The organism is Kutzneria sp. NPDC051319 (assembly GCF_040682195.1).
Classification (GTDB): Bacteria; Actinomycetota; Actinomycetes; order Mycobacteriales; family Pseudonocardiaceae; genus Kutzneria.
The window spans coordinates 14,219-27,716 of record NZ_JBFBAM010000017.1 but is presented as its reverse complement, the minus strand read 5'-3'; the positions used below and the strand labels follow the sequence as shown (position 1 = coordinate 27,716).

The 13,498-nt window shown below is 71.0% G+C and carries 9 protein-coding genes; all 9 read right to left on the bottom strand.

What is annotated here, in order from left to right:
* Positions 1 to 19: 19 nt before the first annotated feature.
* The 9 genes from AB0M73_RS19380 to AB0M73_RS19340 all read right to left on the bottom strand — a co-directional run bounded on the left by AB0M73_RS19380 (position 20) and on the right by AB0M73_RS19340 (position 13,458).
* The gene (locus tag AB0M73_RS19380) at positions 20 to 445 is read right to left on the bottom strand and encodes a helix-turn-helix transcriptional regulator (protein ID WP_363892141.1); all 426 of its coding nucleotides are present in this window, start codon (positions 443 to 445) and stop codon (positions 20 to 22) included.
* Positions 446 to 741: 296 nt separating this feature from the next.
* A complete protein-coding gene (locus AB0M73_RS19375; protein WP_363892139.1) occupies positions 742 to 1,215 on the bottom strand; it encodes a CinA family protein in 474 nt (157 codons plus the stop codon).
* Positions 1,212 to 1,796 carry a CDP-diacylglycerol--glycerol-3-phosphate 3-phosphatidyltransferase gene (pgsA, locus tag AB0M73_RS19370; RefSeq protein ID WP_363892137.1) on the bottom strand — a complete coding sequence of 195 codons (585 nt, stop codon included), beginning with the start codon at positions 1,794 to 1,796 and terminating at the stop codon, positions 1,212 to 1,214. Before pgsA ends, AB0M73_RS19375 begins: the two co-directional genes overlap by 4 nt.
* The gene (rimO, locus tag AB0M73_RS19365; protein ID WP_363892135.1) at positions 1,793 to 3,214 is read right to left on the bottom strand and encodes a 30S ribosomal protein S12 methylthiotransferase RimO; all 1,422 of its coding nucleotides are present in this window, start codon (positions 3,212 to 3,214) and stop codon (positions 1,793 to 1,795) included. The genes pgsA and rimO overlap by 4 nt, the downstream gene beginning before the upstream one ends.
* Positions 3,121 to 3,807: an RloB family protein gene (locus AB0M73_RS19360; protein ID WP_363892133.1), complete on the bottom strand. Its 687-nt coding sequence runs from the start codon at positions 3,805 to 3,807 to the stop codon at positions 3,121 to 3,123. Before AB0M73_RS19360 ends, rimO begins: the two co-directional genes overlap by 94 nt.
* Positions 3,797 to 5,029: an AAA family ATPase gene (locus AB0M73_RS19355; protein WP_363892131.1), complete on the bottom strand. Its 1,233-nt coding sequence runs from the start codon at positions 5,027 to 5,029 to the stop codon at positions 3,797 to 3,799. Before AB0M73_RS19355 ends, AB0M73_RS19360 begins: the two co-directional genes overlap by 11 nt.
* Before the next feature lie 85 nt (positions 5,030 to 5,114).
* Positions 5,115 to 5,411, bottom strand: coding sequence for a nuclear transport factor 2 family protein (locus tag AB0M73_RS19350; RefSeq protein ID WP_363892129.1), 297 nt, complete (start codon positions 5,409 to 5,411; stop codon positions 5,115 to 5,117).
* Between the two features lie 93 nt (positions 5,412 to 5,504).
* Positions 5,505 to 8,675 carry a S8 family serine peptidase gene (locus tag AB0M73_RS19345; protein ID WP_363892127.1) on the bottom strand — a complete coding sequence of 1,057 codons (3,171 nt, stop codon included), beginning with the start codon at positions 8,673 to 8,675 and terminating at the stop codon, positions 5,505 to 5,507.
* A 166-nt stretch (positions 8,676 to 8,841) separates the two neighbouring features.
* A complete protein-coding gene (locus tag AB0M73_RS19340; RefSeq protein ID WP_363892125.1) occupies positions 8,842 to 13,458 on the bottom strand; it encodes an AAA family ATPase in 4,617 nt (1,538 codons plus the stop codon).
* Positions 13,459 to 13,498 lie beyond the last annotated feature (40 nt).

Here is a 13,498-nt window from a genome sequence, read left to right as displayed (position 1 = left end):
GAGCGCCTCCTGTCCGTCCTTACGCGGCGACCACGACCTCTCCCCGCGGGGTGAGGGTGGGCAGACGGTGCGTGAGCACCGGCTGGAGCCGGATGTCGCTGAGGCTGTCCCCGACGGAATCGGGCAGCAGCCGGCCGCCCTCGTACTTGGCCTCCGCGTGCTCACGCGGCTTGGCGGCCTCGCCCGCGGTCGGCGCGTTGGCCACGGCGGCCAGCGCGCTCATGTCGGAGGCGACGGTGTGCAGCAGATCGGCCATCGGCAGGTCCAGCGCGTCACAGATGGCGGCCAGCAGCTCGCTGGACGCCTCCTTGCGGCCGCGCTCCACCTCCGACAGGTAACCGAGGCTGACCCGTGCGGACCGGGACACCTCACGCAGCGTGCGGTGTTGGGTGGTGCGAGTGTGGCGAAGCCGATCACCGATCGCCTCGCGAAGCAGCACTGTCATCGCGCGCCTCCTTCCAGCCGGGCCCGTACCGACCACGTTACCCAGACGGCACCCCCGCTGGCACCGACTTCTCACCACGTACGCCCAAGGCGAACGAGTGAATCAACCTGGATGTTCCCCGGGCCGCGGTGACCAGGCAAGATCCGCGGCACGGCCTTGACCTGGGCCAGAGCGGCTCCAGAGTGATCCTCACCCGATCTTGCCAACGCGTCGCGGGCGGGGATGGTTCACCACACGATCGAGCGGCTCGCCACACTTGCGCACGGGGGATTCGGGCAAGTCCGGCTACCCGCGGTTCACCTCAGGCAATCCCGCAGCAGGTCCAGCACGGCGACGACACTGCCCGTGCGGACCTCCCGGCGTCCACCCGAAAGGCCCAGTCGGCGCACCTCCACGCCGGGCGGGCCGGCCACCGCGACGTACACGGTGCCGGGGGCGATGCCGTCCTGCGGATCCGGGCCGGCGACGCCCGTCAGGCCGAGACCCCAGGTCGCCCCGCAGCGCTCACGGGCGCCCTGGGCCAGCTGTACGGCAACGTCGGGATGTACCGCGCCGTGCTGGGCCAGCAGTTCCCGGTCGACCCCCGCGAGCTGGGCTTTCAGCTCCGTCGCGTACACGATCAGGCCGCCGCGCAGCACCGCGCTCGAACCGGCGACCGAGGTCAGCTCGGCCGCCACCATGCCCGCCGTCAGCGACTCCGCCGTCGCGACCGTCTGCCCCAGCTCCCGCAGCCGGGCGACCAGGTCAGCGGTCCCTTGCTCCGGCGTCACGGTGTCTCTGCGACCGCGCGCAGCCGGAACGCCCGGACCACGTAGTCCGCACCCGTCACGACGGTGAGCAGCAGCGCCACGCCCATCGTCACCCAGCGCACGAAGATCAGGAACGGCGGCAGCGGCAGCAGGTAGAAGCCGATCGCGATGATCTGCATCAGGGTCTTGGCCTTGCCGCCGCGGCTGGCCGGGATGACGCCGTGACGGATCACCCAGAACCGGAGCACGGTCACGCCGATCTCGCGGGCCGCGATCACGATCGTCACCCACCACGGCAGGTCGCCCAGCACCGAGAGGCCGACCAGCGCCGAGCCGGTCAGCGCCTTGTCGGCGATCGGGTCGGCGATCTTGCCGAAGTCGGTGACCAGGCCGCGCTTGCGGGCCAGGTCGCCGTCGATGCGGTCGGTGATCGAGGCGATCACGAACAGGCCGAACGCCACCAGCCGCCACAGCAGGTCCTGGCCGCCGCCGGTGAACAGGGCGAGCAGGAAGAACGGCACCATGACCAGCCGCGACACCGTCAACACGTTGGCGATGTTGAGCAGCGGCACCGGGACCGCCGGCTCGTCCCCCTCGCTCATCGCGGCAGCACTTCGATCGGGCGAACGATGAGGTCCACCCCCTCGCTGTCGACGACCTCGGCGCGGACCAGGTCGCCGACCTTGAGCCCGTCGGCCTCGACCAGCACGCACTCCCCGTCGACCTCGGGCGCCTGGTGGGCGGCCCGGCCGACGCAATCGGTGTCGTCATCCTCCTCGTGCTCGACGAGGACCACCACCTGCTGGCCGATCCGGTCCTCGGCGCGCTGGTTGGTGAGCTCCTCGACCAGCGCCGAGAAGCGGGCCACCCGCTCCGCCACCGTGTCGGCGTCCAGCTTGCCGTCCAGGGTCAGCGCCTCGGTGCCGTCCTCGTCCGAGTAGCCGAACACGCCCACGGCGTCGAGGCGGCCCTCGGTCAGGAAGCGCTCCAGCTCCTTGAGGTCGTCCTCGGTCTCGCCGGGGAAGCCCACGATCACGTTGGTGCGGATGCCGGCCTCCGGGCTCAGCTCCCGGATCTGCTTGATCAGCGCCAGGAACGAGTCCGTCGACCCGAACCGGCGCATCCGGCGCAGCACGGCCTCGCTGGAGTGCTGGAACGACAGGTCGAAGTAGTCGGCCACACCCGGCGTCGTCGCGATGACCTTGACCAGGCCCGGCCGCGTCTCGGCCGGCTGGAGGTAGGAGACGCGGACCCGGTCGATGCCCGGCACCTGCGCCAGCTGCGGGATCAGCGTCTCCAGGGCCCGGACGTCGCCCAGGTCCTTGCCGTAGGACGTGGAGTTCTCGCTGACCAGGAACAGCTCGCGGACCCCGTGCTCGGCCAGCCACGCCGCCTCGCCCAGGATGTCCTCCGCGCTGCGGGACACGAAGGCCCCGCGGAAGCTCGGGATCGCGCAGAACGAGCACCGCCGGTCGCAGCCCGAGGCGATCTTCAGCGGCGCCACCGGCGCGTCGTCGAGGCGGGTGCGGAGCACCTGCGGGCCCCAGGCCGTGCCGTGGCCCGGCAGCGCCACCTCCGGCGCCTTCTGCGGCCGCTGCACCGGGCTGATCGGCAGCAGCGTGCGGCGGTCGACCGGCTTGTGCGCCTCCACCTTGCGGCCGCTGAGGATCTCGTCCAGCCGCTCGCCCAGCTGCGGGTAGTGGTCGAAGCCCAGCACCGCGTCGGCCTCCGGCAGGCTCTCGGCCAGCTCCGCGCCGTAGCGTTCGGCCAGGCAGCCCACCGCCACCACCTTCGCGCCCGAGTCCGACGCCGCCAGCAGCGTGTCCACCGAGTCCTTCTTCGCCGACTCCACGAAGCCGCACGTGTTCACCAGCACGACGTCCGCGCCGCCCTCGTCGGGGTCGACCAGCTGCCAGCCGTCGGCCGTCAGCCGGCCGGCCATCTCCTCGGAGTCGACCTCATTACGGGCGCAACCGAGGGTGAGCAGGGCGACACGACGGGACGTGGAGGGGGAAGACACGTGCCCAAGGGTATCCGCCCGCGGGCGTGCTTCAGCCCGGGAGGACCTGTCGAACTACTTTCCACACCCCTGTGGACGGATTCCGCCCGTGGTCCCGCCCACTCGGATCGAGCCGCTCGGCCCGCCCGACCGCGTCCTCGACGCCCCCGTCGTACCGGCCGAAGTCGACCCGTGACTTGTCGTAACCGGGCACGTGTCTGATCAACTTGGGCAGCAGCTGCTGATAGCTCCCGCACGCCCCGCGGTGATCCAACGAAGTGCAGCAGCAGCCAGAGTTCGAAGCACGGATTGGAGACGACGAGCCGCACGCCCAGCTCGTCCGCCAGGCGTGCGGCCTTGGCGATGTCGAACTCGTCGGTGTCCACGACGCACCAGATCTCATCGTGGTCCCCGGGGACGCGTTTCGCGTGCCGGACGAGCTGATCGGGCGCGATCCCCTTGCCGAGAATCGTGAACTGAACCGCCGGATTCCCCCGAGCCCTCGTCAACCCTTCGAAATAGTCGAGCTCGGTCCGGGTGCCGCCGCACACGATCAGAATGTGGCGCCGCGTGCGGGACTCGACGCGGTGGCGCCCGGTGTTGTCACGACGCATAGCGGCTGAGCAGTGAGTCCTCGAACTCGCGCTCGAACAGCATCGGCACGCCGTCGTAGCTGCCGCTCAGGTAACGCCGTTCCGCGCTCTCCCCCTTGCGTGGACGGAACTCCGCCAACGAGGAAAGCCTGCTCGCGCCGTCGGCCCCCTTCTCCACGAACCACACCTGGTCGCGCCGGAGCACCTCGTCGTCCTGCGCGCTTCGCAGCAGCGAGGCCTCGTGCGTGGTGAACACCAGCTGCGCGTGCCGCGGGTTCGTCTCCGCCTTCTGGAACAGCCGGATCAGCTGGGCCGTCAGCAGCGGATGCAGGCTGGTGTCGAGTTCGTCGACCAGCAGGGTCCGCCCCTCGTCGAGCGCGTCGAGCACCGCGGGCAGGAGCCGGACCCAGGACTGCGTGCCGGCCGACTGGTCGTCGAAGGAGAGCGTCCGGGCGCCTCCCGCGTGGGCGAACCGGATCTCCTCGCTGATCGGCAGGGCCGGTCCGCCTTCGCGCACGAGCAGGTCGCGCAGCATCACCTCGGCCCGGGACCGGGGCGAGACCTCGATGCCGACGATGCCCATGTCCGCGCACCGGACCAGGTTCACCAGGCGGTCCCGCGCGGCCGGATCGCCGAGCACCCGGGTCACCCGGTCGAGATCCTGCTGCCGCGAACTGCGGGCCCGGAAGGCGAGGTTCTCCACCAGGAACCGGTGGGCCGGCGCGACCGGCCCCACATTGGACTGCGCGGCGACGCTCAGGAAAAGCGCGTTCGGCCGGACCAGCGCCTTGAGCACGTCCATCTTTCCGCGCAGGTCGCCGACCGTGCTGCCCACCTTGATGGCGCCGTCCTCGCGTTCGAAGATGACCCGCTTGCGCTTCTCCGGGTAGCTGTACAGCCATTCCTCGCGCACGATCCGGCTGTCCACGACGAATCCGTACGTGAAGCGCACGTCCTCGGCGACGAATTCGGCGACGAACCCCGACGGCTTCGCGGCCGCTTCCGGATCGAGCTCGAACGGCCGCCGCGGCACGCCGCCGTCCGGCGTCCAGCGGCCGAACGAGTCGCGCACGGCCGAGGCCATGAAGTCCATGGCGTCGAACAGGTTGGACTTGCCGGCCGCGTTCGCGCCGTAGACCGCCGTGACGGGGACGGCCCAGCCGTCGCCGTAGACGGGCAGCAGCAGGAACTCCTGCTCGTCCCGGATCGACCGGTGGTTGGCCACCCGAAAGCTCCGCAGCACTCCTGACACCCCCGATTCGTGAGCTTCGAGCCGATCTGTGCGAGAAAACCGCGCGAATAGACCCGAAGCTTAACACAGGAGGGCCTCAGGGCTCCTCGGGCCGGATGTCGATCACCAGGTCGCCGTCCAGCCGAACCACCGGGTGGGCGGTCCAGGAGCCGTCGGGGCCGGCGACGTCGAGGGTGAGGCGCAGGACGTCGCCGTCGGCCCGGACGTCCCGGACGGTGAAGCGGACGCCCTGGTCGAGCAGGCCCCGGTACCAGGCGAGGACCTCGTCACGGTTGCGGCAGCTCTCGCCCCAGCGGGCGTCTGGGTGCAGGAGGGCGGCGAGCTCGGCGGGGTCGGCGGCGGACAGGGCGGCGCGGACGCGGTCGGCGATCATGGCATGCACCCTCGGCTGATTTGTCGACTTATCGGCACGAAGGCGGGCCCCGGCCGGGACCCGCCTTCGCCGCTCACCGCGTCAGCATGAGCCTCAGCTGACGGACTGCACCACCACCGACGAGCGGCCGACGACGGAGCCGTCCTCGGCGACGAGGTGGAGCTCGCCGACGAGCACCCGGCCGGCGCCGGGGGCGGCCAGCGCGGTGACCGTGCCGGGGACGACCCAGGTGCTGCCGGAGGCCCGGACGGCGTTGTTGTCGGTCACGGCCACGCTGCCCAGCGACGGCGAGATGTAGATGTCGCTGTAGTCGTAGGCAGTCGTGCCGGCGGGCACGTCGAAGCCGTCGACCTCGACCTGCCAGTGGCCGGCGGCCGGGTTGGCGATGGTGACCTGCTCCTCGGCGGTGGACCCGCCGCTGGTGCCGGCCTGCACGCAGGCGCCGCTCGTGCAGTCGTAGACGATCATGTCCAGGTCGGCGCCGTGGTCGGCCGGGTTGCCGATCTTGGCACTGAAGCTGGACATGCCGGCCGGCACGGTCACGTCGATCTTCTGGACGTCGCCGGTGGCGATGGTCGGCCGGGAGGTGGCCCGGCTGCCCAGGGTGCCGCCGACCAGCTTGCCGGTGAACGCGGCCAGCTGGTTGGCCACGCTGTACTCACGGGCCACCGGCGTGCCGAGGGTGGCCGAGGCGATGGTGTCCGGGTCCGGGCTGATCTTGGTGCCGATCAGCGAGGACGTGATGGTGAACGGCGTGTGCAGCGCGTCGGAGGTGCGCCGCGACTCGACGGCGATCTCCCACACGCCGGGCATCGGGTTGACCACGGTGCGGCTGGTCGGCGAGCCGCCGGCACAACCCGCGCCCGCGTCGGGCGAATAGCAGTTGGTGGACGTGTTGGAGTCCAACGGAACGCCGCTCGGGTCGTTGCGCAGGAACCGGATCTGCCCGGTGCTCGCGGCCATGTCGACCTTCAGCGCCGAAGCGCCGGCCGGCACCCGCACGAACACGCTCGTGCTCTCGTTGCGGCCCACACTTCCCTTGTTGGACAAGGTGTACGCGTTGGCCGGGGCGAAGTCCGTCACCGCCACGACGGTGTTCATGGCGAGCAGGCTGGTGCCGGCCACCTTGAGCACCGCCGAGTGGATGCCGGCGCTGCGCGGGTTGACCTTGACCTCGAACGACACCGGCTTGTTCAGCGGCAGCACAACGGAGCCGGCCGACCTGAAGGTGCCGTCATTGCCGGTCCACTGCACGTCGTAGCGGGTGTTGCGGTTGGGGCCACTGGTCCGGGTCAGCGTGTACGTGCGGGTGTACGCCTTGCCGGGGGTGACGCCCTCGTGGTCGTAGATGCCGACACCGACGTTGGGCGTGGGCTTCAGCTGCCCGCCGAGCACGGTGTTCACCGGCACGCTGGCGGTCACCGAGACCGGGGAGACGTTGTCCTGCAAGCGATGGAACGCCGCCTGCACGTCGAACAGGCCAGCGCCCTGCTCGTACGCGCCGACGCCCGGCACGAACTTGGCGGTGGACTTGATCGCCTCACGCAGCGCCGCCACCGACGGCCGCTGGCCGTGATGCGTCGCCTTGTACGCGCCGATCAGCAGCGCCGCCGCGCCGGTGGCCTGCGGGGCCGCCATCGAGGTGCCGTTGAACATGGCGTACCCGGCGGGCAGCGGGTACGTGCCGGCGACGGGACCGCCCGGCTGCCAGCCGGGGATGGTGGAGATGGCCGAGCCCGGGGCGACGATGTCGGGCTTGAAGCCGCCGTCCTCACGCGGGCCGCGCGAGGAGAACGGGTGCAGGCCCTGCTTCTGCGGCGTCACCGAGCCGTAGTTGGACAGCCAGGTGGCGTCGGTGATGTACGAGCCGACGCTGATCGCGTCGGTGGCCACGGACGGGTCGCCGACGGTGTTCATGCCCGCGCCGCTGTTGCCGGCGGAGATGAACAGCTGCACGTTGAACTCGGCGATGGTCCGGTTGTAGAGGTCGGCCCGCGCGTTGTTGCCGTCGTTGAGGGCGGGCAGGCCGCCGATCGAGATGTTGATCGCGTCGGCGCCGTTGCGCGCGGCGTAGAGCAGGCCGTCGATCAGGCCGCTGTTGGTGCACGAGGAGGAGGTCAGGCAGACCTTGACCGCCATCAGCTTCGCGCCCGGGGCCGCGCCGGCCATCTTGCCGCCGAACAGCGAGTTGCCGGCCACGATGCCGGAGACGTGCGTGCCGTGGGCGGCGCCGGCGATGCCGATGTTGACGTACGCGGTCGCCCCGCCCGAGTAGTTCGACTTGTCGGTCTGCACCACGAACGGGACGGTGCCGAAGTGGCCGACGTCCTGCTTGAAGCGGTAGTCGATCATCCGGGTGTTGTTGGTGAAGTCCCCGTCCCCGTCGACGTCGACCCGGACCTCCTTGGTGGTGACGTCCTGGAGGATGCCGAAGGAGTCGGTCTTGTCGCCGTCACGGTTGAGGTCGCCGGCCAGCTCGCCGCCGCGCAGGTCGCCGGCCGTCTCGGCCAGCGTGGCGATCGTGTACGGGCCGCCGGTGGCCGGCGCGGTCCAGGTGCGGCCGCCGGCGGTGAACTTGCCGGTGTAGCGGGTCTTGGACATCGCGACCCAGGTGCCGTCGCCCGACTCGACCGGGTCGTTCGCGTCGTACCAGTCGACGATCTTGCGCTCGCCGGTGGAGGTCTTGGCCAGCGCCGCCGTGTCCAGGTCGATGCCGGAGTCGAGGATGGCGACGGTGGTGCCGCGGCCGTCCCACTGCGGCACCTGCTGCGCGAACTGCGCGGCCCCGGTGTCGCCGGTCGGCATGTACGGGTTGACCCGCGGCGTGTCCTTGCCCGGCGGCTTCTGCGGCAGCGCCGGGCTGCTGCCCTCGGGCTTCGGCTCGTCCCGCTTGATCAGGCCGTCGACGTCGACGGACCGCACCGCGCCCAGCTTCGCGGCCTTCTCGGCCTTGTCGCGTGGCACCTCGACCTTGATGTAGTCGACGTCCTTGGCCGCGGTCTCGACCTTGCCGCCGAGGCTCTGCAGCTCCTGCACGGCCTGGTCGGTGCGGCCGCGCTCGGCCGCGACGACCAGCGTCACGGTCGGTTTGCCGGCCCGCTCGGCCTCGGCGACCAGCTCGCGGTCCTGCTTGTCGAGCTGCTTGGCGGAGCTCGGGGGCGTGTCCTGGGCGCTGGCAGCAGGGGTGGCCAACGCCAAGGAGCTCACGCCGAGCACGCCGGCCAGCGCGATCGCACCGGCCCGGCGTCTGAGATGGGCTGTCACGGGGGAAATCCCTTCCTGGGGGACAACGCTCCCGAAGCACACCTTCCGCACAGAGCCCGCTCAATCGGACATAAAGAGCATTTTCTGCCGATCGTCGTGAACTGTTCGGCCGAATGGTGCCGTGCACTGCCCCTAAGTACGCCTGCCTTTGTCGTAACGCGCCTGGTCAGGCCCCCGGCAGGTCGGCGACGTGCAGGGTCTGCAACTCCTCGTCGGGCAGCGCGTCGAGGTCGACCTCCGGCGCGGCCAGCCGCACGGCCTGCCGGGCGATGGTCCGTTCCAGCAGCTGCCGGGCGGAGCGGCCGTTGGCGAAGCCGACCGTGCGATCGATGCCGGCGACGGCCGCGGGCAGGGCCTGGCGCAGGTCGTCGGAGAGCAGGTAGTTCTGGCTGCGGGCCATGATCTCGAAGATGCCGGCCAGTTCCTCGTCGCTGTAGTCGGGGAAGGTGACCGTCGCGCCGAAGCGGGAGCGCAGGCCGGAGTTGGCGTCGAGGAAACGGTCCATGTCGGCCGGGTAGCCGGCGGCGATCACGAGCAGGTCGTCGCGCCGGTTCTCCATCTGCACCAGGAGTTCCGCGACGGCCTCCGGCCCGTAGTCGGACGGGCTGTCGCCGACGAGGGTGTAGGCCTCGTCGATGAACAGCACGCCGCCGATGGCCTTCTCGATCACGGCCCGGGTCTTCGGGGCGGTGGTGCCGATGTACTCGCCGATCAGGTCGGGGCGGCTGGTCTCCACGAGATGCCCGGACGACAGCACGCCCAGTTCCCGGAACAGCTGGGCGATCAGGCGGGCCACGGTTGTCTTGGCGGTGCCGGGGTTTCCGGTGAAGACGAGGTGCCGGCTGCGGGCCGCGACCTTCAGGCCGGCGGACCGGCGGCGGGCGTCGACCCTCGTCTCGGCCACGAGCGTTCGGACCTGGTCCTTGACCGGGGCCAGGCCGATCATGCCGTCGAGCTCGGCCATCAGCTCGGCCAGGCTGCGCCGGGCGCCGCCGTCGCCCTGCTGCACGCCGCTGTCCTCCGGGGCCGGCAAGTCGTTGGCCACCAACAGGTTCAGCGCTTCCGGCGTGATGTCACCCATCGTGGCCAGCCGGCCGGACTGCCGGGTGATCGTGGCCTCCAGCAGCTGCCGGGCGGAGCGCCCGTTGGCGAAGCCCCGGCCGCGCGGGATGCGCGTGATCCGTTGCGGCAGCGCGGTTTCCAGGTCCTCGGCCAGCTCGTACCCTTGCCCGCGAGCCATGATCCGGAAGATGCCGGCCAGTTCCTCGTCGCTGTAGTCGGGGAACTCGACGCGGTTGGCGAAGCGGGACCGGAGGCCGGGGTTGGCCTCCATGAACTCGTCCATCTCCTGGGGATAACCGGCGACGATCACCACCAGGTCGTCACGGCGGTTCTCCATCTGGGTGAGGAGTTCCGCCACGGCTTCGGCCGCGTAGTCGCCTTCCGTCAGCGTGTACGCCTCGTCGATGAACAGGATGCCGCCGATGGCGCTCTCACAGACGGCACGGGTCTTCGGCGCGGTCTGGCCGAGGAACTCGGCGACGAGGTCGGACCGCTGCGCCTCGACGACGTGGCCGGAACTGACCACGCCGAGCTCGCGGTAGATCTGGGCGAGCAGCCGCGCCACGGTGGTCTTGGCCGTGCCGGGATTTCCCGTGAAGACGAGATGCCGGCTGCGTTCCGCGGTTTTCATGCCGGCGGCACGGCGCTTGCGGTCGATGTCCATCTCGGCGACCATCGCGCGGACCCGCTGCTTCACCGGCGCCAGGCCGAGCATCGTGTCCAGTTCGGACAGCAGCTCGGGCAGCGTCTTGCGGGGGCCGCCACTTCCCTGCGCCACACCGGCTTCGTCCGGGGCGGGCAGGTCGGCGGCGGTCAGCGCGTTCAGTGTCGCCGCGTCGGCGTTGCGGATTCCGGCCAGCCGCGCCGACTGCTGGGTGAGCGTGGCCTCCAGCAGCTGCCGGGCGGAGCGGCCGTTGGCGAAGCCCCGGCCACGCGGGATCAGGCGAATCCGGTCCGGCAGGGCGCTTTCGAGCTCGTCCGAGACGGTGTAGCCCTGGCCTTGCGCCATCGCCAGGAAGATCCTGGCCAGTTCCTCGTTGCTGTAGTCCGGAAACTCGACGCGGTTGGCGAACCGGGAGCGCAGACCGGGGTTGGTCTCCATGAACTCGTCCATCAGCTTGGGGTAGCCGGCGACGATCACGATCATGTCGGCGCGGTGGTTCTCCATCTGGGTAAGGAGTTCCGCCACCGCCTCCGCGCCGAAGTCGCCCTGCTCCCCGGTCAGCGTGTAGGCCTCGTCGATGAACAGGATGCCGCCGAGCGCGTCCTCGCAGACCGCCCGCGTCTTCGGCGCCGTCGCCCCGGTGTGCTCGGCCACCAGGTCCGAGCGCTGGGCCTCGATGACGTGCCCGGACGTGACCACACCGAGCTCGCGGTAGATCTCGCCGATCAGCCGGGCCACGGTTGTCTTTGCGGTGCCGGGGTTTCCGGTGAAGACCAGATGTCGGCTGCGCGGCGACACCGGCAGGCCCTGGGCGCGGCGCTGCTTGTCGACGTCCATCTCCGCGACCATCGAGCGGACGCGCTGCTTCACCGGCGCCAGGCCGATCATTCCGTCCAATTCGGACAGCAGATCGGGCAGACCCCGTTGCGCCCCACCGTCTCCCATCCGCACCCCGGTGTCGCCCGGGGCCGGGATGTCGGCGGCGATCAGGCGGTTGAGCGAGGCGACGTCCGAGTTGGGGTCGGCCGCCAGCCGGGCCGACTGCCGGCTGATGGTGGCCTCCAGCAGCTGCCGTGACGACCGGCCGTTGGCGAAACCCTTGCCACGGCTGATCCGGCTCATCCGCACCGGCAGCGCGCCGACGAGGTCGGGGGCCAGCTCGTACCCCTGCGCCTTGGCCATCAGCTGGAAGATCCGGGCCAGTTCCTCGTTGCTGTAGTCGGGGAACTCGATGCGGGTCTGGAACCGCGAGCGCAGGCCCGGGTTGGAGTCCAGGAAGGTGCTCATCTCGCGCGGGTAGCCGGCCACAATGACGATCAGGTCGTCGCGGTGGTTCTCCATCTGGGCCAGGAGTTCCGCCACCGCCTCCGGGCCGTAGTCCTCGTCGCCGCCCTGCACCAGGTTGTAGGCCTCGTCGATGAACAGCACGCCGCCGTAGGCCTGCTCGATCAGCTTGCGGGTCTTGCCCGAGGTCTCGCCGATGTACTCGCCGACCAGGTCGGCCCGCATGCACTCGACGAGCTGGCCGCCGGTGAGCACGCCCAGTTCCTTGTACAGCTCGGCGATGACCCGGGCCATGGTCGTCTTGGCGGTGCCGGGATTGCCGGTGAAGACCAGGTGGCGGCTGCGCTGTGGGATGGGCAGGCCGGCGGCGCGGCGGCGCTCGTCCACCTGCATCTCGGACACCAGGTTGTTGACCTGGCGTTTCACCGAGTCCAGGCCGACCATGGCATTGAGCTCGGCCAGCAGCTCGGCCGCCGACTTGCGGTCGCTGGCGCCGGCGGCCTGGCGTAGCTCGGCCAGGTCCTGGACGTCGACGCGGGCCATGCCGCTGCGCATGATCGCGCTCTGGCAGGCCGTCTCGATCACCGCCTCGACGCGGCGGGCGCCGCCCATCGTGCGGTGCGTGCGGCCGCCGGTGATCAGGTCGGCCAGGCCGGCACGGGCCTGCGGGCTCACGGCGGCCTGGCGTTCCGCCGCGAGCACGTCCAGCAGCGCCTCGGCCGCCGGCCGCTGCTCGAAGTCCGGCAGGTGGTAGATCAGGGAGCGCTGGACCACGGCCGGGGCCGCGTCCGTGAGCTGCTTGAGGAACGCCGGGGTGCCGCACAGGACGAGGACGCCGCACTCCTCCTGGTCGTGCGCCACCTCGACCACGACGTCGACGACGCTGCCCTTGTCGCCGGCGTCGGCCAGCAGCGCGTCGGCGTTCTCGATCATCAGCACCGGCGTCTTCTCGTACGCCGAGGTGATGGCCCCACGCACCACCGCTTCGAGTGATTTTTCCTGTTCCTTGGCCGACAGGATCAGGCCGGCCGCCGTCTTGATCACCGGCTCCGACTCGGTGATCGCCTCCGTGGCCTTCATGAACGGCGCGAACGAGCGCACCAGGCGGCGCTGGCCGCTGTGCTGCCGGCCGATCAGCAGGATCACCGGATTGGCCTGGCCGGCCGTGTTCTCCGCGTGGCGGATGGCGTCCGCCCACAGGATCACCCGCTTGGCCTTGTCGAAGAAGGCGGCGACCGGCTCACCGGTGCGGACGAAGTGCCCGCCCCCGTACAGCGGCTCGACGTAGGCCTGGATCTGCTCGGCCTGGTGCGGCAGCGGCGGCGGCTGTTGCGGCAAGGGCTGCGAGGCCGGTTGCGGGAAGGGGTGCTGCGCCGGGAACGGCTGGCTCGGAAACCCCTGCTGCGCGGGGAATTGCTGCTGGGCTGGGAATTGCTGCTGGGCCGGGAAGGGCTGCGACACCGGCTGCTGCTGCGGGCCCGGCGGCTCCGGGTACAGCGATCCCGGCTGCGGCACGGACTGCGGCATGGGCTGAGGTGCGGGTTGCTGCGGGCCCTGACCGCCCGGGAGCTGCGACGGACGGGCCGTGGCGCGGAATCCCGGGTCCGGCGGCGGCATCATCGGCCGCCACTGGCCGACGCCGCGCCACCACAGCCACGGCTGGCCCGGGTTGAGCAGCCACCACGCGCCGTCCGCGGTGGTCAGCACGGTTGTGCGTCCCATCGCGGCCGCCCGCTCGGCCTCCGCGAACGGGTCCCACCCCGCGCCCGTCATCGCTCCCCCTCCGCCGGCTGTCGTCGCCTGGCAGCTTACG

What these genes read in the sequence shown, in the direction of transcription:
- AB0M73_RS19380 (WP_363892141.1), bottom strand. Translation starts at nt 445, where the DNA reads ATGACAGTGCTGCTTCGCGAGGCGATCGGTGATCGGCTTCGCCACACT.
- pgsA (WP_363892137.1), bottom strand. Translation starts at nt 1,796, where the DNA reads ATGAGCGAGGGGGACGAGCCGGCGGTCCCGGTGCCGCTGCTCAACATC.
- AB0M73_RS19360 (WP_363892133.1), bottom strand. Translation starts at nt 3,807, where the DNA reads ATGCGTCGTGACAACACCGGGCGCCACCGCGTCGAGTCCCGCACGCGG.
- AB0M73_RS19350 (WP_363892129.1), bottom strand. Translation starts at nt 5,411, where the DNA reads ATGATCGCCGACCGCGTCCGCGCCGCCCTGTCCGCCGCCGACCCCGCC.
- AB0M73_RS19340 (WP_363892125.1), bottom strand. Translation starts at nt 13,458, where the DNA reads ATGACGGGCGCGGGGTGGGACCCGTTCGCGGAGGCCGAGCGGGCGGCC.